Source organism: Thermoleophilum album (assembly GCF_900108055.1).
GTDB classification, from domain to species: Bacteria; Actinomycetota; Thermoleophilia; order Solirubrobacterales; family Thermoleophilaceae; genus Thermoleophilum; species Thermoleophilum album.
In genome coordinates this window covers 156843-177670 of sequence record NZ_FNWJ01000001.1, presented here as the reverse complement: position 1 = coordinate 177670, position 20828 = coordinate 156843, and the positions used below count along the sequence as shown (strand labels likewise).

Below are 20828 nucleotides of genomic sequence, written 5' to 3'. Positions count from 1 at the left end.
GGGCGGTGCTGCTGTTCGGGTCGGCGCTTTCCCTCTCGCCGATCCACCATCCGGCAGCGACCGGCCTAATGAGCCTCTCTCTAATCGGCGTTCCGCTACTCGCAGGTTGCCTGTTGCGCGGCCGGTTGCACCGCCGAGGGAGGGCGGCCCGCCCCATCGGCGATCGAGCACCGGATTCGCTTGGGGGTGAGCGGGCGGCCCGCTTGGTCGCCTGCCTCGCCGGCTCAAAGGTCGGCGCCGAAGATTTGCGCTCTCGCTTGGCCGCGATCGAGCGGGCGCTCAATGACGAGTTCGGTACCGGCGAGTCGCCGAGCGACGGGTTTCGACTCTCGCTTTCGAACTCGCCGCCGAGCGCTCCGGACGGCCTCGTCAGAAGCCTCCCTTGCGAGCGCGGAAGAGCGTGGCTGGTCTTGCCCCGAACGGTTTCTAGCGACCAGATGGAGCCCTTGCTTGCGCTGCTCGGTCCGCTCGTCGATCTCTGCCGCGAGCAAGACCAGACCCGGCGCGTACTCGCCGACGCCGATCGGCAAAAGCGCGAAGGGGTGCTGAGAACCGCGCTGCTGCAGGCCGCCAGTCACGAGCTCCGCAGCCCGCTGGCGGCGATTCGGGCGTGCGCAGAGGCACTCAGTTACACCCACCAGCAGGCATCCGGTGAAGTGCGAGAACTGGTCGCCGCGCTCGACGCTGAGAGTCGCCGACTGCAGCGCATCGTCGAAGATTTGCTGGACCTCGCGCGCAACGATGCCGGGCGCCTACCGGTACGCGTACGAGCGTGCTCGATCGAGGACCTGCTGTCGAGCGTGATCGGTGAGCTCGGTCCTGAGCAAGCGAACCGTGTAACGCTCGAGGTCACGCCGCCGATTCCGCTCTGCCTGTGCGATCCGGGGCATATCCGGCACGCCGTGCGCAACCTGCTGGACAACGCGCTGCGGGTATCACCGCCGGAGGAGCGTGTCGACGTGCGGGTGACCAGCGGACCAGCGGGCGTGGTTGTCGCTTTCAGCGATCGCGGGCCGGGCGTTCCCAAACAGCTGCGAAGAGCGATCTTTGAGCCCTTCGTGCAAGGTCCACGCCGTGGCGGATCGGGCCTCGGGCTGGCCGTCGCCAAGTCGCTCGTGGAAGCGAACGGCGGTCGCCTGTGGCTTGCCTCCTCGTGCGCCCGAGAGCGCCCAGTGGGGCCGCAACAAACGCGCTCTTCGGTCGCGCGTCGGCGCAGCGCTACCCGCGGCGCGACCTTCAGGCTGCTGTTGCCGATCGCCGCGCGCGAACCGCAAGTCGTGCCCGACAGTCAGCGTCATGTAAGCAAGCAGTTGACGACCGGTACTAGCGGACGCACCGACCACTACGTTCCCGCCGGTGATGGGCGACCCACGGTCTGACGGCGAGCTTCGACGGGAGGTCCTGGTGGTCGACGACGAGCCGCACCTGCGCCGGGCGCTCGCCGTAATCCTCGGCAACGCCGGCTTTGCGGTGCGTGCGGTTGGCGACGCCGAGGGAGCGCTGGCGGAGTGCGCGGCCCGCCCGCCCGACCTGGTGCTCCTCGATCTGATGCTGCCCGATCGGCGAGGGCCTGCGCTGTGCTCGGAGCTCAGACGGATCTGTGACCGACCGATCGTCGTCTTGTCCGGGCTCGATGCGGAGCGTGAGAAGGTGGAGGCGCTCCAGCGCGGCGCCGACGACTACGTGACCAAGCCTTTCTCTAGTGCCGAACTGGTCGCTCGTCTGAACGCTGTGCTGCGACGTGCTTTGCCCGAGCCCGAGCGGGTCGTCAGCGTGGGGCCGGTCGAGATTGACCTCGGCCGTCACCGGCTACTCAAACACGGGCGCCTCGTGCACCTAACGCGCACCGAGTGGCGGCTGATCGAGGAGCTCGCGCGCGTACCCGGAGCGCTAGTTCTGCACGAGGATCTGCTGCGTGCGATCTGGGGTGCGCGCAGTCGCGAGCAAGGTCACCTGCTGCGTGTCCACATCGCGCGGCTGCGCGCGAAATTAGAAGAGGATCCCCAGCGCCCACGCGTCGTGGTCAACGAGCCGGGTCTCGGCTATCGCTTGGGGATCGACTGACCCTCCCGCGGCCGCGCAAGGCGCCTCTGTAACACGATCGTTACGGCTAACCGGTGTTCCGTTAACCGTTCGCAAGCTGTGAAAGGGCACCATCACCGCGGTCGTGAGCGATGGCTAGACCGGTTCAGCGCGGGCTGCGACGCACAGTCGGTGTCGGCGGTCTCTTCGCCACCGCCTACGGCAACGTCGGTTCTTCGATCTACTACGCGCTCGGCCTCGTAGCCGCCCACGCGTTGGGGCTCACCCCGGTCGTCTTCATGCTGGCCGGGGGCCTGTTTGCGCTCACTGCGAGGAGCTACGCGGAGTGCGCGGCGATCTACCCAGAGGCCGGTGGGGCGTCGGCCTTCGCGCGTTATGCGTTCGGCAGCGTCGCCTCCTTCGTCGCCGGCTGGGCGCTGTGCCTCGACTACGTCTTGACGGTCGCGATCAGCGCCTTCTCGGTAGCCCACTACCTTGGGCCCTTCGTGCCAGCGCTGAGCCACGGGCCCTACGACGTCCTGGGAGGACTCGCGGTGATCGCGGGGCTCGCGGCGCTCAACGTGCGCGGGCTTCGCGAGTCGGCGGGTCTCAACATCGCCCTGGCGGTGCTCGACCTCGCGACCCAGTTGCTGCTCGTGATCGTGGGGCTCGCGCTGGTGTTCGATCCGGCGCGTCTGGTCGGTCAGGTGCAGCTTGGTGTCGCCCCGACGTGGGGAGAGCTGGTGTTCGCGCTTTCGATCGCGATGCTCGCCTTCACCGGCATCGAAACCGTCTCGAACATGGCCGAAGAGGCGCGCAACCCGGAACGCGACGTCGGCCGCGCGGTCAACCTAGTGCTGCTCGCAGTGCTCGGCATCTACGCGGGGATGTCGACGTTGGGCGTTCTCGCGCTGCCGGTCGAGCCGTCCGCCAGCGGCGGCTACGAAACGCTGCTTGGGACCCGCTACCGCGACGACCCGCTGCTGGGCGTGGTGCAAGCGTTGCCGTTGCCCGATTTCATCCAAAACGGTGGCTCCTACTACGTCGGCGCGCTCGCCGCGGTGATCCTCGTGATCGCGACCAACGCCGGTCTCATCGGCATTTCGCGGCTAACTTGGTCGCTCGCCGAGCACCGTCAGCTGCCGAGCGTGTTTTCACGGGTCCATCGGCGCTACGGGACGCCGTGGGTTGCGATCGTCAGCTTCTCCGTCGCGGCGGCGCTGCTCGTCTTGCCCGGCCGCGTCGACCTGCTCGGAAACCTCTACGCCTTCGGTGCCCTGATTTCGTTCACCGTCGCTCACGTATCGCTGATCGCGCTGCGCATCCAGCGTCCCGAACTCGAGCGTCCGGTGAAGGCGCCCTGGAACGTGTGCGTCGGTGGTCGCGAGCTGTCGCTGGGCGCGGTCATAGGCGGCCTCGGCACGTTCGCCGCCTGGTTGTCGGTGGTAGTGCTGCATCCCGAGGCGCGGCTGATCGGTATCCCCTGGCTCCTGGTCGGGACCCTCGGCTACGTCGTATACCGACGGCGGATCGGTGTTCCAGCCTCGGCGGTGGTGCGCGTCGAGCGACCCGCGCCGCCACCGGAGTTCAAGGAAGTCGCCTACCAAACCATCCTGGTTCCGATCCTCGGCGAGGACCTCAGCGCCGACGCGCTCGTCAAGGCCGCGCGACTGGCACGCGACGAAGCACGCGTCGTCGCGATCTACGTGCTGCGCGTGCCATCGCAGTACCCGCTCGACGCGCACCTTCCGGAGCTCGAAGCGAAAGCCGAAGAGCTGCTCGACGCGGCGCGCGTGCGGGGCAGGCAGCTCGGACTGCGTGTCGAGACGGCGTTGGTCAAAACCCGCGACCCGGGGCGCGCGATCATCGAGGAAGCGCGGCGCCGCCGCAGCCAAGTGATCTACCTCGACACCACCCACGCTCCGCCCGGCGAGGGGCCGCTCGGGCCTACCGGTCAGCGGCTGTTGCGGGAGCGCCCGTGCCGCGTACTGATCGAGTGGGACCCCCGCAAGCGGCGCGAAGTCAAGAGCAGGGCACCCGGCGGAGCGGTCGGGCGCGTCGCCTGAGGATTCTCCCTTTACCCTGCGCCGCGTGCACCAAGCAACCCCCGAGGAAATCCGTGTACTCGGCTGCTTGATCGAGAAGCAGCGGACGACGCCCGATCAGTACCCGCTCACCTTGAACGCCCTGCGCAACGCCTGCAACCAAACGACCAACCGCGACCCCGTCGTCCAGTACGACGAGGCGACCGTGCGCCAGGCGCTCGAGCGGTTGATTCACCGGGGGTGGGTGCGCAATGCGAGCTGGGCTGGCAGTCGCGCGATGAAGTACCGCCACCGGCTCGACGAAGCGCTAGCGCTTAGTTCTGAAGACCTCGCGGTGCTTGCTGTTCTGATGTTGCGCGGCGCACAGACCGCAGCCGAGGTTCGCCAACGCTGTGAGCGGATGCACAAGTTCGCCTCCGTAGAGGAGGTCGAGGCTTGCCTCGACGCGCTTGCGCAGCGCGGCCTGGTCGCCCAACTGCCAAGGCGACCGGGTGAGCGCGGACGCCGCTACGTCCAGCTACTCGGCGGTGCGGCTGCGGCCGCAAGCACTGCGGGGGCGGAGCCCGACCCTCGAACCGAGTCGCCTGCTCCTGACCCGGCAGCGGCCTCGCAGCTGGCCGAGCGAGTCGCCGAACTCGAGCGGCGTGTGGCAGCGCTGGAGCGGGCGCTCGGCCGCTCCGCCGATCAGCTCACGTAGCCCCGGCGCGCGAACTCGCTGCGCACCTCGGCCAACGCCTGGGCGTCGAGTGCCCGTGGCGAGCCCGCAGCGCTCGCCAGCAGGAAAACCTGGCACAGCCACTCCAACATGCGCGCGGTAGCGGCGGCCTCCTCCAACGTTGCGCCGACCGCGATCGCACCGTGGTTGGCGAGCAGCGCCGCACGACGGTCGCGCAGCGCGGCACTCGCAACTTCAGCCAACTCCGCGCTGCCGAACCGGCGGTAGGGAGCGACCCTCACCGAGCCTCCGAGGAGCGCCATCTCGTAGTGAATGCAAGGCAGTTCGCCCTCAACCACGCACGCGACCGCGGTCGCCGCAGGCGAGTGGGTGTGGACGACCGCGCCGATCTCGTGGTCGCGGTAGAGGGCGAGATGGAGCGGCAACTCGGAGGACGGCTCGAGGCGCCCGGCAACCGGCTTGCCGTCGAGGTCGACGATCGTCACCTGTCCGGCGCGTAGCTCGCCGAGGCTCGCACCGCCCGGGGTAATTGCCACGAGCTGGTCTTGACGCGCGCTGACGTTGCCCTGCGTTCGGGTCACGAGACCGTCCCGCGCCAGCGTGCGCGAGGCCTCCGCGACCGCATGGCGGAGAGTGAGCAGGGGGTCTGCGGGGTTGCGTGTACGCGTCATTGTTCGCTCGGGAAGCGCCTGCAAGCTAACGCAACGAGCGCGAGCAGGCAGAGCTAGGCCGGCGCGCTCGGGGTATTGCTCGGTGGCGCGCTTGGAGAACCAAGGGGCGACGCGCCGAAGCGACGCAGCCGCAGCGAGTTGGCGACCACCGAGATGCTTGAAAGCGCCATCGCCACGCCGGCGATAGCGGGGTTCAGAAGCCCGAGTGCCGCCACCGGCAGCGCCACGATGTTGTAGACGAACGCCCAGCCGAGGTTCTGGCGGATCGTCCGCAGCGCGGCGCGAGCCAGGGCGATCGCGCGAGGGACCAGGCGCAAATCGTGGCCAAGGATCGTGATGTCCGAAGCCTCGATCGCCACGTCGGTGCCGCTGCCCAGCGCAATGCCGATGTCCGCGCTCGCCAGCGCCGCCGCGTCGTTGATGCCGTCACCGACCATTGCCACACGCACGCCCTGAGCTTTGAGCTGCTCGACGACCGCTGCTTTTTGCTCCGGGAGCACGCCGGCGATTACCGCTTCAATGCCTACGCGCCGGGCCACCGCGCGCGCCACGCGTTCCTCGTCGCCAGTCAAGAGCACCGGCTCGAGTCCCTGCTCGCGCAGCTCGGCGACGGCTGCCCCTGCCTCCGGCCGTGGTTCGTCAGACACCGCGAACACGGCGACGGCGCGACCGTCCACGGCCAGAACGACCGCCGTTCGCCCGCGTTCCGCTTCCTCCGCGACGACCCGTCGCACCGGCTCTGGAACGACCACCCCCCGTTCGCTGAGCAGCGACGGGCGAGCCACGATCAGTCGGTGGTCGCCGCTGCGCCCCTCCACGCCCCGACCCGGCAGTGCGCGGAAGTCAGAAAGCGGCGGCAACTTCCCCACACGCTCGCGCGCAGCGTCCGCGATCGCGCGCGCGATCGGATGCTCCGAGGGTTGCTCGAGCGCACCAGCCAGCGCCAGTGCCCGCTCCTCGTCGAAGCCGTTGAACGCCGTCAGCGAGACCAGCTGCATCTCGCCGCGTGTCACCGTGCCGGTTTTGTCGAGCAGCACGCGCCGGAGGTCGTGCGCGCGCTCGAGAACCTCCGGTCCTTTGATCAGGATTCCGAGCTCTGCCCCGCGGCCGGTCGCGGCGACGACGGCGGTTGGTGTGGCGAGACCGAGTGCGCAAGGGCAAGCGACGACCAGCACCGCCACCGCCGCCGTCAGCGCGAAGGCGAAAGACTCGCCGCTGGCCAGCCAGGCCACGAAGGTGATCGCGGCCAGCACCAACACCGCTGGCACGAAGACGCCGGCGATTCGGTCGGCGATCCGCTCGACCCGCGCCTTGCCCGTTTGTGCCTCCTCGACGAGACGCGCGATGCGCGCCAACGTCGTCTCGTCGCCGACCCGTGTCGCGCGCACTACGAGGCGCCCATCGAGCGCGATCGCGCCGGCAACCACCTGGTCGCCGGGCGCGACCGGGACCGGCACCGACTCGCCGGTTACGAGCGAAAGGTCGACCGCCGCCTCCCCGCTTTCGACGACGCCGTCGGTAGCGATCCGTTCCCCCGGTCGGACAACGAAAAGCTGCCCGACAGCGAGCTCCGCGGCGGGTATGCGCCGCTCTTCGCCGTCGTCACCGATAACTGTCGCCTCGGCCGGCGCGAGGTCGAGCAGTTTGCGCACCGCGCTGCCGGCCGCCGCCCGCGCGCGAGCTTCGACCCAGCGGCCGGCGATGGTCGCCGCGGCGACCACTGCGGCGATCTCGAAGTACACCTCTTCTCCCGCCCCCGACCTTCGCGGCAGGAGCTCGAAGTGCATGTGCATACCGGGTTCACCGGCTTTACCGAACAGCACGGCGGCGACCGAGTAGCTCCAAGAAGCGAGCACGCCTAGCGAGATCAGCGTGTCCATATTCGCCGCGCCGTGGCGTGCTGCTCGCAGCGCCGCCTTGTGGATCGGCCACGCCGACCACCAAACGACCGGAGTGGCGAACGCCAACGCCAGCCACTGCCAGTAGCGGAACTGTAGGGCCGGCGTCATCGAGACCACGAGCACCGGGAGCGCTAGCGCCACAGCGATCACAGCGCGGCGTCCGAGAGCGCTCGCGGAACCGTGATCGTGCGCGTGGTGCGCACCGGACGGTGAGCCGGCGGCGTGAGCGTCGTGCGTGTGTGTCGTCTCCCCCGGGGGCGGTTTCCCCGCGGGATGGGCGGTGAGCGGCCGGGCGTCGTAGCCCGCCGAGCGCACCGCCTCGACCAGCTCGGGGATGTGTGCGGCGGCGTCGGTTCCCGCGAGCTCTACGCGCGCCTTGCCGCTCGCGAGGTTCACCCGCGCGTCGCGCACCCCTTCGACCTGCGCGAGCGCGCGTTCGACGCGCGCCACGCACGAGGCGCAATGAAGCCCTTCGAGCGCGAGATCGACGTGAGCCGAAGTGGTGCCCTCGTCGGTGTGCTCTCCCATACCCATCGGGGGTATCCTAGCAGCGATGACGAAACCTGCTTACAGCGAGGACAAGCAACGGATCCTCGGACGGCTACGACGCATCGAAGGCCAGGTGCGAGGCATCCAACGGATGGTGGAGGAAGAGCGTTACTGCATCGACGTGCTGACCCAGATCGCAGCCGTCCAAGCCGCTCTCGATCGGGTCGCGCTTTCGCTGCTCGATGAGCATGCTCGCCACTGCGTGGTCGGCGGCAAAGGGCCGGGCGACGCCGACGAGCGCACAACGGAGATGATGGCGGCGGTCGCGCGCCTGCTCAAGCGCGGTTAGCGGAATCTCAGATTCGCGAATGCAGCCCGAGTTCGCGGGGGAACGGCTCGAGGTAGACCTGCTCACGCGCCCAGTCGGTGCCGTGTCGGCGCAAGTGGTGGCGCAGCAGAGCGAGCGGTACTCGAGCGGCACGATGCCGGCCCGATAGTCGGCGATCGCGTCGAGCAGCTCGATCCGATCGAGTCGGTCCACCGCGGGCGACAGGTGGCCGAGCAAGTGGAACATCGCGTCGGCGTTGCGGCCGCGAGTGGCGGGGCGACGGAGCGCTTCGGCGTGGAGGCGTCGATAGCGAGACTCCACCTCCTGCCTCGGCAGCTCCGCCGCCCGCGCCACCAACCGGCCCAACTCCCTTGCCCTAGCGGGATCGTGTGCGTGGAGGAAGATCTTCTCGCGTGCGTGCAGGCTCACGAGATCGCGAAGCGTCCAGGGGCCAGCGAAGAACTCACGCAGTCGCGCGTGCGCGTAGACCTGGGCGACGAACGTCTCGCGCAACACCGGATCGTTGAGCCGGCCCTCTTCCTCGACCGGAAGCAGCGGCAAGCGCTCCCTGAGGACTTCGGCGAAGACGCCGGTACCAAGCCGCCCGGCGAGCTGCCCCTCAGGTGTGTAGAGACGCACGCGGTAAAGCCCGCACGTCGGCGAGTTCTTCTTGACCACGAAGCCGTCGACCTGGAGTGCTGCCAAGCGCTCGCAGATGGCCGCTGCCAAGCGTCGCATCGGCTCGGTGAGATCGCGCCCGCTGCGCGGAGCGATCAGCCGCGTGCGCTGGCGTTCGTCGCGCACCAGTCGGATCGTCTCGCGCGGCACACCGAGGCCAAGCTCCACTTCGGGGCAGACCGGCACGTACTCGACGAACCGCCCGAGCACCTCATTTACGAAGCGGTCGCGCAGCGGCACGCCGTCGTATCGCACGCGTTCCCCGAGCAAGCATGCCGAAATGCCGACGCGGGGACGTTCGGCGGGTGTGGCTTGTTGTTCGCCGCGGGTCTCGAGGTCGCCGTCTGCCATCTCGTTTGTTGGTACGCAGAGCGCACCTACTCGGTGCACGGTTGCTGCGCGCGCGGCGTATTGATCGATGGATGAAGGAACCGGGTGAAGCGCCCCCATCCGGCCGCTTGCGCCGTGGCGCTGCGCTGGGCGGCACGATCGCGCGCCAGAGCTTGCGGCTGCCTCGATTGGCCGGGCGCACCGCGCGGTGACCCACGACGGGCAGGCTGTCGCCGTCAAGGTCCAGTACCCGGGTGTCGCCGAGGCGGTCGAGGCCGATTTGCGCAACCTCGGCCTGTTTGCCCCGCTGGTGCGCCGGATCGCGCCGGGTCTCGACGTCCGTGCTGTGCTGCGCGAGATCCGCGAACGCATTGGCGAAGAGCTCGACTACGAGCTCGAGGCGCAGAACCAGCGCCGCGTTTGGCGGGCCTGGCGGGGACATCCCTTCGCGGTGGTGCCGGGCGTGTTCCAGGACCTGTCGAGCCGTCGCGTGCTGGTCACGGAGCTGGTGGAGGGTCTCGGTTTCGAGCGTGTGCGCAAGCTTCCGGCCGCCCAGCGCGATCGCTTCGGTGCGATCGTGGCGCGTTTCTTCTTCGCCAACCTCGCGCACCTGCGCCTGTGCCTCGGCGATCCCCATCCGGGCAACTACCTGCGGCTTCCGGACGGCCGCGTCGCGTTCCTCGACTTCGGACTGGTGCGGACGATCCCCAAGGACCACCTCGAACGCGAGAAGTCGCTCGCAGGCGCGGCGATCGCCGGCGATGCGGAGGGTGTCAAGCGGGCGATGGCAGAGCTTGGCTACCTCCCCGATCCGGCCAGTTTCGATGCCGAACTGCTGCTTGCACAGGTGCGCGCGGCGGCTGGTTGGATGTTCGAACGGGGACGGCGCCGTCTCGACCCGCGGTTCGTGATGACGGTTCTGGAGGAGGGCGGCTCGCCGCGGTCGCCGTTTTTCGCGCAGATGCGCCGCCAGACGGTGCCGCCGGCGTCGCTCTTGATGCGGCGCATGGAGGGGCTGCTGTTGAGCGTCCTGGGGGACCTGCGGGCGGCCGCCGACTGGGGCGGCATCGTCGCGGAATACGTGCTCGACGGCGATCCCGTCGACGAGTTGGGTCGCGCCGACGCCCAGTTCTGGAGCCGGCACGGCGGTCGCTCGCGAGCAGCTGCGGCGTCCGCCTAGGGTCGCTCGAAGCAGGGAAGCCGCGAGGTCGCTGAACCTCCGCCCGCGCGGGCGCGTAGTCAGGGCGTGGGGGCACGGCTGCTGCGCAGGCACGGAGTCGTCGGTGGGACCGGGCGCTCGCCGGTCGGCTCGCGCAGGCCGCCGCGGGTGGTCGTGGTGGGCGCCGGTTTGGGCGGACTCGCCGTCGCCCTGCGCCTGCAGCAGGCGGGTTGCGAGGTGACGGTCGTCGAGAGGCTCGACCGCCCCGGTGGCCGCGCCGGCATCGCCCGGCGCGGCGACTACCGCTGGGACACCGGGCCGACGCTCGTGACGATGCCCGAGCTGATCCGCGAGACGCTGGTCGCCGGCGGAATCGACCCGGATGCGCTCGGGATGCGGCCGGTCGACCCGCTTTACACGATCGAGTGGGAGGACGGCAGTCGCCTCGTCTTTCCGCGCGGTCGCGATCGCCTGCTTGCGGAGATCGAAAGGGGCTGGCCGCACGAGGTCGCCGGCGCCGAGCGCTTGCTCGACCGGCTGGAACCCCTCTATCGACTGCTACTCGAGGTCGCCGATCGCCCCTTCGAGCGACTCGGCGACCAGCTGGCACTGTTGCCACGCTTGCTCCGCCTGGGCGGTGCGCTGCCGCTGTGGTCGCTCGTCAAGCAGCACGTCGGCGATCGGCAGCTACGCGAAGCGTTCGCCTTCCACCCGCTGTTCATCGGCGGTGATCCGTTCCGTGTGCCAGCCGTCTACGGCGGCTTGGTACCGCTCCAGCTGGAGAGCGGGGGGTGGTACCCCGACGGCGGCGTCTGGGGTCTCGTGGGGACGCTGGCAGCGCCGCTCGAGATCGAGTTCGGTGCGCGCTGCGCGCGCATCGTACGCGGCTCGAGCGGGGCGGTGCGCGCCGTGGAACTCGATGGGGGCGGCCGCATCGCCTGCGACGCGGTGGTGTGGAACGGTGATCCGTTCGCGGTCGACCGAACGCTCGGGCGTCGCGAGCGTCGCCTCTGCCGCCGCTCGCTCGCCCGGCCCTCGATGTCCTGCGTGCTTTTCTACTTCGGTTTCGCGCGGCGCCTGCCGCGGCTCTTCCACCACCACCTGTGGGTCGGCGGGCCGATGCGCCCGTTCGTGCGCTGGGCGACGGTGGGCACCGGCGGGCGCCGGGCCGGCCCCGCGGAGGGGGCAGCGGCGGTCTCCCGTCCGCCGATCTCGATGTACGTGCACGCGCCCGCGCGCAGCGACCCTTCGGTCGCGCCGCCGGGCGGCGATGCGGTGACCGTTCTCGTGCCGGTGCCGAACCTCGATCGCGCGGCCGGCGTTCAGGGTGCGGCAGCTGGTCTGCGCGAAGAAGTACTGCACGCGCTCGAACGCATCACCGGGCTTGCGGACCTGCGCGAGTGGCTTGAGGTCGAGGAGCTCTTCACGCCGCTCGACTTCCGCGACCGCTACGAAGCGTTCGCCGGCAACGCCTTCGCGATCGAGCCGACGATCTTCGGTTCCGGCTGGTTCAGGCGCCACAACCGCGAGCGGCGAGTGCCCGGCCTCTACCACGTCGGCGCGGGCGCGCATCCCGGTGCGGGTATCCCGGGGGTTTTGCTCGGTGCGCGGCTGACCGCGCGCCTGCTGCTTGACGACCTCGAGCGCAGCGGCTTGTTGCGCGCCCAAGGTGCGCAGGCAATAAGGGCGAGAGGAGCTGCGCGGTGACCCAGGTTGCCGAGGCCGTGGAAGGCCGGTGGCGCAGCTTGCGGGCTGGCGACGCGCGCCGGCGCGGGCGGCACCACCCGCTCGGCGCCCGCCGAACGCTGCGCGGCGCGACCCGCGGTCACGAGCCCGGTGCGGCGCGCGAGCAGCTCGCGCGCGTCGCCAAACGGACGATCGCTCGCGCCTCCCGCACGTTCTCGCTCGGTGCACGGCTGCTGCCCCAGCCGGAGCGAGATCTGGTGCGGCTCCTCTACTTCGCTCTGCGCACGCTCGACGACATCGTCGACGAGCGCGACCCCGCGGCGAGCGTGCGCCTCGCTCGCGCCCGTGCCTGGCTGGCCGGCTCACCGCCCACCACTCCCGAGACCCATGCGCTCGAGGCGGTCGCCGCCGAGCGGCCGCTGCCGGTCGCTGCGCTCGCCTTGTTCCTGGACGGTATGGAGTGCGACCTGAGGCGCGAGTTCCCGCAGGACGAATCGCAGCTCGACCGCTACTGCGTGCGAGTCGCCGGTTCGGTGGGCATCCTGGTGGCGCACATCTTGGGCGCGCCCCCATACGCCTTGGCGCGCGCTGCGGCGCTCGGCTCGGCGTTGCAGCTCGTAAACATCGTGCGCGACCTCGACGAAGATCTCGCTCGCGGCCGCGACTATCTGGGCGCGGCGCGGCTCACGCCGCAAGCGCGCCACGACCCGGCCGCCCGCCGTGCGCTGCTCGCGCCACGCCTGGCGAGAGCCCGGGCGCTGTTCGCGATCGGTTACGCAGGAATACCGCAGCTGCGCAGGGGCCGGCTAGCGGTTGCGAGCGCCGCGCGCGCCTACCTGGCGATCGCCGACGAGATCGAGCGAGGCGGGTTCGCGCACGGTCGGGCGCGCACTTCGCGGCTCACGAAGGCGACCTGCACGGTCCGCGCGGCGCTCGATCTCGCGCGCCTTGCGCTCGTGAACGCGCGCCGGCGAGCCCCGCGTTCGGCGCCGAGCGGACGTGCCGCTAACTCCGGGCGAATGCCGCGCTAGCGCCGGACGGCCGACCGCGGCGGCAGCTCCAGGGTTGCCACGTGACCGCCGTGGTCGGACGGCCAGAGGCCACTGCGCGTGCGGTTGCGGGGATCGGTACCCACGACGATCTGTTGCAACACACGCATCCGCGGCTTCACCAGGATGTGGTCGATGTGGTGATCGAAGGCCGCTGGTGTCGGGTCGGTGAGGTCCTCGCGCGCCAAGCAGCACGAGTTGGCCGGCTTGGAGCCGTGCCGCAGGACCCAGGTGTCGAGCAGGCCGAAGCGGCGAAGTACCCCGTACGCCGCCGGGTTTTCGCCGCGAGGATCGGAGTTGAGGTCGCCGACCAGGATCACCGGCAAAGGCGTGCGCAGCGGACCGCCCGCGGCCGTCAGCTCCTCAGCTTGCGCGACGCGGGTTTGCTCTAAAAACGCTTCGAGGTGAGTGTTGACAAAGCGGACGCGGCGGCCGTCGACCGACAGATCGACACCCGCGTAGCCGCGGCGTGATGCGAACTCGCCGACCACCGTCGGCACGCGCAACACCGCGCGGTAGTTACGACCGAACTTGCGCAGCACCCTAAGGCCGCGCTCGCGACGCACGAGCACGACGTCGCGCATTGTCAAGCGCACGTCGTAGCCGAGGCTGAGCGGTGCCTCGATGTCGGCCTCGCGCTGGACCGCGCCGACGCGGTAGCGCAATCCTCGGCGAGCGAGCTGCCGCTGTAGCGAGGCGAGGAAGTCGTAGACCACCTGGGTCGCCGGTGTTGCCGAACCGTCCTTGACGCCGGTGGGCCCCCGGCGCCAGAGTGCAACCTCCTGGAGGCCGATCACGTCAGGCTTAGTGCGTTCGATCTCTTTTGCGAGCAGCACGGCGCGCGCCGGGAAGTTCGTACGTTGCACCATCTGCCACAGCTCGGTCGCGCGCTCCTCGAACTCCTGTGGCGTGCGCGCCGGAATGGGACGCGCGATGTTTCCGCCGAGGTAGATGTTGCGGGTCATCACGGTTAGGCGCGGTGGCTTGGCCGCGCTGGCGCGCTCGCTGCGGGCCGCGACGCCGGCGGCGACGATCAATCCGCAGGCGAGCAACACGGCCGCCCACGGCACAGGCGTGAATCGATAGCGGTGCTGCTTCATGTGGGGTAGGCGCGCTCGATTATCGCCGCCGCGTCCACACCAGCGGGCAGCACGCCGAGCACGCGTCCGCGCTCGTCGCTGAGACGCCCGGCGCAGAAGGCGTCGGCGACCGCTGCGGGTGCGTGTCGAACGAGCAGCGACGCTTGGAACGCCAGTGCCAGGTCCTCGACGGTGCGGCGCGCCGCCCATTGAGCGTCGAGCTCGCCTCGCGCCAAGCGCGCGAGGTGCCCGCGCAGGCCCGCGAGGTGCCGGTCGAGACGCTGGTCGGCGCCGCGCGCACGCTCGCACTCCTCGAGGAAAGCCTCGAGCCCGGCCGGTTCCTTGCTCATTGCGCGCAGCACGTCGAGCGCCGCGACGTTGCCGGATCCCTCCCAGATCGAGTTGATCGGGGCGTCGCGGTAGAGACGGGGCATTCCGGACTCCTCGACGTAGCCGTTGCCGCCGAGACATTCGAGCGCTTCGGCGGCGTGGATCGGCGCCCGCTTGCAGATCCAGTACTTCATGACGGCGGTCGCGAAGCGCCGCAGCGGCGCGTCTTCCTCGTCGTAAGCGCGAGCGACCCGCAGCGTTGCAATGGTCGCCGCTTCCGACTCAATCGCGAGGTCGGCGAGCACGTTCTGCATCGCTGGCCAATCGACCAGCCGCCGCCCGAAGGTTCGCCGATGGCGGGCGTGGTGCAGGGCTTCGACGAGGCCGGCGCGCATCCCGCCCGCCGAGCCGATCATGCAGTCGAGGCGCGTGTGGTTGACCATCCGGATGATCGTCTTCACACCTTCGCCTTCGGCGCCGACCATCTGCGCCCGCACGCCCCAGTACTCGACTTCGGCGGAGGGCAGCGAGCGCGTACCAAGCTTGTCCTTGAGGCGCACGAGTCGAAAGCCCGGGTCGTCGCTCTCGAACAAAAAGCAAGTGAGCCCGCGCTCGGTGTGAGCGAGCGTAAGGAAGATGTCGCACGGCGGGTACGAGCAGAACCACTTGTGGCCCCACAGCTCCCAGCTGCCATCGCCCACTGGTAGCGCGCGGGTGGTGTTCGCACGCACGTCGGATCCACCCTGCTTCTCGGTCATCGCCATTCCGCACAGCGCGCCACGTTCGTAGTCGCAGGCCGTAAGCAACGGCACCCAGCGCTCGGCCAGTTGCGGCTCGACCCGGAGCGCTGGCACCGCGGCGTAGGTCATCGACACGGGGCACATGACGCCGGAGCTGACCTGAGTCCAGAGGAAAAACAGCGCCGCGCGCGCCACGTGCGCGCCAGGCCGCTGCTCTCGCCAAGGCATGCCTGCCATTCCGCGTTCAATCGCCTCGCGCAGCAGCCAGTGCCAGGAGGGATCGCACTCGACGCGGTCGATGCGGTGGCCGTAGCGGTCGTGGGTGACGAGCCGGGGCTCGTTGCGCTCCGCTCGCTCCGCGTGCTCCCAGGCCTCGACCGAACCGGCCAGCGCACCGCACTCCTCGAGCGCTGCCTGCGCCCAACTAGCGCCCTCCCGCGCCACCGCCTCGCGCAGCGCCGGATCCGCCGAGTAGGAGTTGTAGGGACGTAGCGGCGGCGGCTGATTGGTGACCTCGTGAGTGTCCCGCAACGCGCGGCCTGCGGCCCGCTCCGCAGGCGCCTGTGGTGCGCTCGCGCGGGTCGTTCCTAGCGTCGTCGTTTCTGTACCCATTTGCCCGTACCTCGATGGTCTAAGTCTTCGTCGGCGCCGCGCTCTTTGGCGAGCCGGCGGCCGCTGGCTGTTGGCATCGGCGCTCGCGGCGCAGGGGCAGGGCGCGTACCCAGATGCCGACTAGCGCTGCGACCAGCGCTTCTCGTCCCGACGCCCGCACCGTCTCGCGGGCGAGCGGTCCCACCAACGCCTCGGCCATCGCACCGACCAGGGCGGCGGCGAGGACTTCGCAATCGTGCGGCTCGAGTTCTTCCCGCGCGACCGCTTCGCGCAGCGCCGTCGCGAGCACGTCGCGGTAGCCGCGCCGGAGCTCCAGGCGCGCAGCATCGACCTCCGGTCCCGCCGGCTCGGCGATCAGGGCGTAGGCGAGGCGCGGAGCTGCCAGGGCGCGCCGGGCGAACGCCTCCCCGCAGGCGGCAAGCCGCTCCCGTACCGGCGCCTCGGCGTGCGCCCGTGCCGTTTCGGTCATCACCGAAAGCTCTCGTTCGGAAGCCACCCTGAAGACCTCTTCGAGGAGCCCGCCCTTCGACCCGAAGTGTCTGTAGACGCTGCCGACCGAGACGCCGGCGCGGGCCGCTACGGCACGCACGTGGGCTGCAGCGAAGCCGCCCGCACGCACCAGTTCCAACGCTGCTTGGAGGATTCGCTCGCGGGTGCGGGCGGCACGCTTTCGGTCCTGGGCGGTTCGTCGGTACGCCACGGGCAGGCAGAAAGTGAACCACGGTTCACCACTTCTTGCAAGTCGCCGCGTCGAGCGTTAGCGTCGGCCCATGACTCGAGACCGCCGCCCTTCAGTGCTGTTGGCCAGTCTGCTCGCAAGCGGGGCGGTTGTCGTCCCAGCGGGTTTCGCGCTGGCGGGCGGTAGCGGTGCGCGCCCGGCCGCGTTGACAGCGGTCGACGCCGCTCGCTTCACGGCGGGCGTCGCAGCCGGCGAGCCGCGGACCGATCGCGTAACGCTGTGGACGCGTGTCGATCGCCAAGCTTTGCTCGAGCTCGTCGTGGCTCGTGATCGTGCCCTACGCCGCGCGCGACGCATCCGCCTGGTGCGCGCCACTTCGGCCCACGACTTCACCGCTCAGGTGACCGTGCGCGGACTTAATCCCGGTACTCGCTACTGGTACCGCTTTCGCGCGGGTCGCTCGCGGAGCCCCCTCGGCACCTTCGTGACTGCGCCGTCGCGCGCTGCTGCGAAGACCGTGCGTTTCGCCTGGACCGGCGACTTCGACGCCACCGCTACGCCCGGCCAGACACGGCCTTACTGGAACGACTTACGCATCTTCTCGGCGATGGCGCGGGAGCGCAACGACTTCAACATCGCGCTCGGCGACACGATCTACTCGGACAGCGAAGTGCCCGGTGCGCTGCGGCCGATCGCGCTCACCGTCGCGCAGAAGTGGGCTAAGTACCGGCGCAACCTGGCGCAGGCGCCGCTCCGGCGTCTACGCGCGACCGCGGCGCTTTTCTCGCACTGGGACGACCACGAGTTCGTCAACGACTTCTCGCCCTTCGAACGCTCCTTCTCCAACGGTGTGCAGATCGACGGTCGCCTGCTCTACCAACGGGGGCTGCGGGCGTTCCGCGATTACGCTCCCGTCGCTTACTCGCGCCGGCTCGGCATCTACCGGTCGGTGCGGTGGGGGCGCAACCTCGAGTTGTTCTTCCTCGACGAGCGCTCGTTCCGCTCGGCGAAGGCGTCGGCCGGTGGCGTTTGCGACAACCCGCAAACGGGCGCACCCGACCTCGCGCCGACGGCGCCCGCCGACAAGCGAGCGCTGTTCGCGGCGCTCGTTCCGTCGCTCGCCGCGCCGGTCGCGCAGCGTTGTCTTGACACCATTCGCTCGCCCCAGCGCACGATGCTCGGTCGCGCTCAGCGCGAGCAGTTCCTGCGCGACCTACGTCGCTCGACCGCGCGCTTCAAGGTGATCGTCAACGAGGTCCCGATGCAGCAGTTCTACGCGCTTCCTTACGACCGCTGGGAGGGTTATGAGGCCGAGCGGCGCGCATTGCTGCGGGAGATAGCGCGCGTGCCGGGAACGGTTGTGATCACCACCGACGTCCATGCGGTGTTGGCCGGCGATGTCCGGTATCGCACGCTTGAGTCCGGTGGTCCGCAACCGAGCGGCTTGCTGGAGGTGACGGTCGGGCCGGCGGCGACCGCCAACTTCGGCCTCGAGATCGACACCGCAGTCGGTCGCCCGAATGCGGGGCGACTTGTCGATGACGTGTTCTTCGAGCCGCCACCGCCGAACGGCGTCGGCATGCGCTGCTCGGTGATCGATCGCTTCTCCTACGGCGAAGTGTCGGTCGGTGCGCGCGAGTTGCGGATCGTGCCGAAGGACGACCGCGGTCGGCCGCTACGGGAGGAGGACGGCAAGCCCTGCGGACCGTTCGTTGTGCGCCGGTGATCGCCGCGGCTAACTCGCGGCGCCTCGCGTGACCTCCACTAGCGCGGCAACGGCGCGTTTACAATCGCCCGTGCCGGTCCTTTCAACATGCGGTCGCGCAGACGAGGATCGGCAGCGAAGGGCAGGGGGTGAAGCGTGGATAAGTACGAGCGTCCGCGCAACGAGCGCGACGAGCAGCTGTTCGCGGAGCAGCCGCAGGAGTACTTGCGGCGCCGGGAGTTTCTCGCGAGGACTGCGGTAGCCGCTGGTGTCGCGGCCTCGGCGGCGCTAACGCTTTCGCCTGATCAACTGATCGCCGAAGCCGCGCGGCGAGAGCGCCGTAGAGGATTGCCCTCCCCGCGGAACATGCCGGTCGACACGTTCGTCGTTTTGATGATGGAGAACCGCTCCTTCGACCACTATCTCGGCTGGCTTCCGAAAGCCGATGGGCGGCAGGCGGGTCTCCTATACCCCGACCGCGAGGGACGGCTCGTACCGACGCGACCGCTCGCCCCGGACTGGCAAGGTTGCGGTCACCCGGATCCCGATCACTCCTGGGACGGCGGTCGTGTCCAGGTCAATGGCGGGCGCATGGACGGCTTCCTGCGCTCCGGTGAGAACGACGTGTTCGCGATCTCCTACTACCGGGAGGGCGAGCTCGGCTTCATCCATGACGCGGCGAAGGCGTTCACCGTGTTCGACCGCTTCTTCTGCTCGCTGCTCGGTCCCACCTTCCCGAACCGCGAGTACATGCATGCCGCCCAGTCCTATGGGCTGAAGGACAACAGCATCCCGCCGCAAGCCGGCTACCCGACCGGTTTCCCGTGGGAGACGACGATTTGGTACGCGCTCGAGCGCGCCGGCGTCTCGCACCGCTACTTCTACTCCGACGTGCCCGTGACGGCGCTCTGGGGCGCCCGCGGATTGGCGATTTCGGCCCCGATCGCGGAGTACTACGCCCGTTGCGCGAGCGGCACCCTGCCACGCGTGTCGTTCGTCGATCCGAACTTCGGGGGAGCGGTCGGCGAGGAGCCGGGTATCTCCGGCGACGAGCATCCACACGGCGACGTGCGAACCGGTCAAGCGTTCATGGCTGACGTCGTTCACGCGTTCATTTCCTCGCCGCACTGGCGGCGCGGGGCGCTGTTCATCGTCTACGACGAGTGGGGCGGCTTCTTCGATCACGTAGCGCCGCCGCGGGTACCGGATGCGCGCGCTTCGGCGGATCCGGCACAGGACTTCGGGCAGATGGGGATCCGGATTCCGGCGGTTGTGATCTCGCCGTGGGTGCGTCGCGGACACGTCGCGCACGACGTCTACGGCTTCGAGTCGATCCTCAAGATGATCGAGTACCGCTTCGGTCTCAAGCCGCTGACCGTGCGCGACGCGAAGGCGCGCAACATCGCGCACGCCTTCGACTGGCGACATCGTCCACGGCTAGAGCCGCCGGCGTTGCCCGACCCGCCGCAAGTCGTTTCGCGCCCGTGCGCCGTTGCGACGGCGTTGCCGAGCGGCGCCGAGCAGCATCACCCGGTGATGGATCTGGTTCGCTCCGGCTGGCTCGAGCGTGTCGGTTTCGACTACCGGCCGGCGCGGCCGAGCGACATCTTCCGCGAGCCGACGAAGCTCCAGGACCGCTTACGCGCGTCTTTGGGAAGGGCGCGATGATGGTCGGGCACGGCAAGCTCTGCGGGGGTCGCGAAATGCAAGCTGGCAGGCGTTTTTCCTTGGTGACCTACCTGGCGACCGCGATGCTGGCGGTTGCGCTGGCGGGCGTCGTCGCGCCGGCCCGCGCCGCTGCCGAGGTGGTGCCCTATGAGCTCGGTGGCACGACGATCTTTGGGGAGCGCCCGACGGCACTCGGTTTACCGGTGCTGCCGGCGACGGGCACCTTCGGGGCGGCCCCCGCGGAGTTCCTGCCGCGCCTGCGTGACTATCACGATTCGGGACGCTACGAGCAAGACCTCGCTTCGGTGGCGCGGGCGGCACGCGACTACATAGCCGCGCGCCTGGCGGAGGCGCGCCGACCGGCGCGCACCGACCGCGAGTGCTCGACGCGCTACGTCGCGACATCCGTGCGTCACCCGCGCACCGGTGAGCGCCTCTATCGGCGGGTGCGCTCGTGCCGCCTGCGCTTGTTGCGCCCGCGCGGGTTGTCGGGGCGTCCGGCGCTGGTGCTCGACATCGACGAAACGAGCCTTTCCAACTATCGCTATCTGGAAGCGACGGGCTTCTCCCAGCTCGGGGTCGCCCAGGGCGCGCTGCTCGGGGGTGAAGCGATCCAACCGACTCTCGAGCTGTTCCGCTACGCCAAGAGCGCAGGACTGGCGGTGTTCTTTGTGACGGGCACCCCGCCTGAGCTCAAGCAAGTTCGGGAGGACAACCTCCGGCGCGTTGGCTACTCGAACTGGGACGGCGCCTTCTACAAGCCGATGAACGAACCGACCGCGAAGTTCAAGTCCGGCGTGCGGGCCGAGCTCGAGCGCCAAGGGTTCGACATCCTCGCCAACGTCGGCGACCAAGTGTCCGATCTCGCCGGGGGTCACGCGGACCGCTCCTTCAAGTATCCGAACCCCTTCTACTTCATTCCCAACTGAGCTAGCGCCCCCGGCGCGCTGGTAAAAAAGAGCTCGAGAGCCCCACGAGCAC

The 20828-nt window shown here is 69.6% G+C and carries 16 protein-coding genes and 1 pseudogene; 11 read left to right on the top strand and 6 right to left on the bottom strand.

The window, feature by feature from the left end; all coding sequences use genetic code 11:
* The first annotated feature begins 5 nt into the window (after positions 1–5).
* From BLW41_RS00800 to BLW41_RS00785, 4 genes are all read left to right on the top strand, one after another.
* The gene (locus BLW41_RS00800; protein WP_093115348.1) at positions 6–1379 is read left to right on the top strand and encodes a sensor histidine kinase; all 1374 of its coding nucleotides are present in this window, start codon (positions 6–8) and stop codon (positions 1377–1379) included.
* Positions 1360–2064, top strand: a complete 705-nt coding sequence (locus BLW41_RS00795) for a response regulator transcription factor (RefSeq protein WP_093115346.1) — start codon at positions 1360–1362, stop codon at positions 2062–2064. The genes BLW41_RS00800 and BLW41_RS00795 overlap by 20 nt, the downstream gene beginning before the upstream one ends.
* A 110-nt stretch (positions 2065–2174) precedes the next feature.
* Positions 2175–4088: a universal stress protein gene (locus tag BLW41_RS00790; protein WP_093115344.1), complete on the top strand. Its 1914-nt coding sequence runs from the start codon at positions 2175–2177 to the stop codon at positions 4086–4088.
* Positions 4089–4113: 25 nt separating this feature from the next.
* Positions 4114–4764 carry a YceH family protein gene (locus BLW41_RS00785; RefSeq protein ID WP_093115342.1) on the top strand — a complete coding sequence of 217 codons (651 nt, stop codon included), beginning with the start codon at positions 4114–4116 and terminating at the stop codon, positions 4762–4764.
* Here BLW41_RS00785 and BLW41_RS00780 read toward each other — a convergent pair.
* Together BLW41_RS00780 and BLW41_RS00775 are read right to left on the bottom strand one after the other, a co-directional pair.
* Entirely contained in the window at positions 4752–5414 is a 663-nt protein-coding gene (locus tag BLW41_RS00780) for a class II aldolase/adducin family protein (RefSeq protein ID WP_093115340.1), read from the bottom strand. The genes BLW41_RS00785 and BLW41_RS00780 overlap by 13 nt on opposite strands.
* Before the next feature lie 53 nt (positions 5415–5467).
* Complete coding sequence (locus BLW41_RS00775; RefSeq protein WP_218138159.1) at positions 5468–7849, bottom strand: heavy metal translocating P-type ATPase; 2382 nt, start codon at positions 7847–7849, stop codon at positions 5468–5470.
* Between the two features lie 19 nt (positions 7850–7868).
* Between BLW41_RS00775 and BLW41_RS11175 the strand changes: the two genes are divergently transcribed.
* The gene (locus BLW41_RS11175; RefSeq protein WP_093115336.1) at positions 7869–8153 is read left to right on the top strand and encodes a metal-sensitive transcriptional regulator; all 285 of its coding nucleotides are present in this window, start codon (positions 7869–7871) and stop codon (positions 8151–8153) included.
* A 180-nt stretch (positions 8154–8333) separates the two neighbouring features.
* Here BLW41_RS11175 and BLW41_RS11410 read toward each other — a convergent pair.
* A pseudogene (locus tag BLW41_RS11410) lies at positions 8334–9161 on the bottom strand (YbgA family protein); the annotation flags it as partial.
* 97 nt (positions 9162–9258) lie between these two features.
* Between BLW41_RS11410 and BLW41_RS00760 the strand changes: the two are divergent.
* The 3 genes from BLW41_RS00760 (at position 9259) to BLW41_RS00750 (ending at position 13016) form a co-directional block, all read left to right on the top strand.
* Positions 9259–10320: an ABC1 kinase family protein gene (locus BLW41_RS00760; RefSeq protein WP_093115334.1), complete on the top strand. Its 1062-nt coding sequence runs from the start codon at positions 9259–9261 to the stop codon at positions 10318–10320.
* A 66-nt stretch (positions 10321–10386) separates the two neighbouring features.
* The gene (locus tag BLW41_RS00755) at positions 10387–12006 is read left to right on the top strand and encodes a phytoene desaturase family protein (RefSeq protein ID WP_093115332.1); all 1620 of its coding nucleotides are present in this window, start codon (positions 10387–10389) and stop codon (positions 12004–12006) included.
* Entirely contained in the window at positions 12003–13016 is a 1014-nt protein-coding gene (locus BLW41_RS00750; protein ID WP_093115330.1) for a phytoene/squalene synthase family protein, read from the top strand. The genes BLW41_RS00755 and BLW41_RS00750 overlap by 4 nt, the downstream gene beginning before the upstream one ends.
* Here the strand turns inward: BLW41_RS00750 and BLW41_RS00745 are convergent.
* From BLW41_RS00745 to BLW41_RS00735, 3 genes are all read right to left on the bottom strand, one after another.
* Positions 13013–14134 carry an endonuclease/exonuclease/phosphatase family protein gene (locus tag BLW41_RS00745; RefSeq protein WP_093115328.1) on the bottom strand — a complete coding sequence of 374 codons (1122 nt, stop codon included), beginning with the start codon at positions 14132–14134 and terminating at the stop codon, positions 13013–13015. The genes BLW41_RS00750 and BLW41_RS00745 overlap by 4 nt on opposite strands.
* The gene (locus BLW41_RS00740) at positions 14131–15714 is read right to left on the bottom strand and encodes an acyl-CoA dehydrogenase family protein (protein WP_093115326.1); all 1584 of its coding nucleotides are present in this window, start codon (positions 15712–15714) and stop codon (positions 14131–14133) included. Before BLW41_RS00740 ends, BLW41_RS00745 begins: the two co-directional genes overlap by 4 nt.
* A gap of 100 nt (positions 15715–15814) precedes the next feature.
* Complete coding sequence (locus BLW41_RS00735; protein WP_093115325.1) at positions 15815–16495, bottom strand: TetR/AcrR family transcriptional regulator; 681 nt, start codon at positions 16493–16495, stop codon at positions 15815–15817.
* 70 nt (positions 16496–16565) lie between these two features.
* Here BLW41_RS00735 and BLW41_RS00730 point away from each other — a divergent pair, with 70 nt between their 5' ends.
* The 3 genes from BLW41_RS00730 to BLW41_RS00720 all read left to right on the top strand — a co-directional run bounded on the left by BLW41_RS00730 (position 16566) and on the right by BLW41_RS00720 (position 20776).
* Entirely contained in the window at positions 16566–18200 is a 1635-nt protein-coding gene (locus BLW41_RS00730; protein WP_093115323.1) for an alkaline phosphatase D family protein, read from the top strand.
* Positions 18201–18335: 135 nt separating this feature from the next.
* Positions 18336–19847, top strand: coding sequence for an alkaline phosphatase family protein (locus BLW41_RS00725; RefSeq protein ID WP_093115321.1), 1512 nt, complete (start codon positions 18336–18338; stop codon positions 19845–19847).
* Positions 19844–20776, top strand: coding sequence for an HAD family acid phosphatase (locus tag BLW41_RS00720; RefSeq protein ID WP_143038499.1), 933 nt, complete (start codon positions 19844–19846; stop codon positions 20774–20776). The genes BLW41_RS00725 and BLW41_RS00720 overlap by 4 nt, the downstream gene beginning before the upstream one ends.
* The last annotated feature ends 52 nt before the right edge of the window (positions 20777–20828 follow it).

Bases quoted from the DNA above. Each gene is read 5' to 3' on its own strand.
- BLW41_RS00795 (WP_093115346.1), top strand. From the start codon at position 1,360: ATGGGCGACCCACGGTCTGACGGCGAGCTTCGACGGGAGGTCCTGGTG.
- BLW41_RS00790 (WP_093115344.1), top strand. From the start codon at position 2,175: ATGGCTAGACCGGTTCAGCGCGGGCTGCGACGCACAGTCGGTGTCGGC.
- BLW41_RS00780 (WP_093115340.1), bottom strand. From the start codon at position 5,414: ATGACGCGTACACGCAACCCCGCAGACCCCCTGCTCACTCTCCGCCAT.
- BLW41_RS00775 (WP_218138159.1), bottom strand. From the start codon at position 7,849: ATGGGTATGGGAGAGCACACCGACGAGGGCACCACTTCGGCTCACGTC.
- BLW41_RS11175 (WP_093115336.1), top strand. From the start codon at position 7,869: ATGACGAAACCTGCTTACAGCGAGGACAAGCAACGGATCCTCGGACGG.
- BLW41_RS00745 (WP_093115328.1), bottom strand. From the start codon at position 14,134: ATGAAGCAGCACCGCTATCGATTCACGCCTGTGCCGTGGGCGGCCGTG.
- BLW41_RS00730 (WP_093115323.1), top strand. From the start codon at position 16,566: ATGACTCGAGACCGCCGCCCTTCAGTGCTGTTGGCCAGTCTGCTCGCA.
- BLW41_RS00720 (WP_143038499.1), top strand. From the start codon at position 19,844: ATGATGGTCGGGCACGGCAAGCTCTGCGGGGGTCGCGAAATGCAAGCT.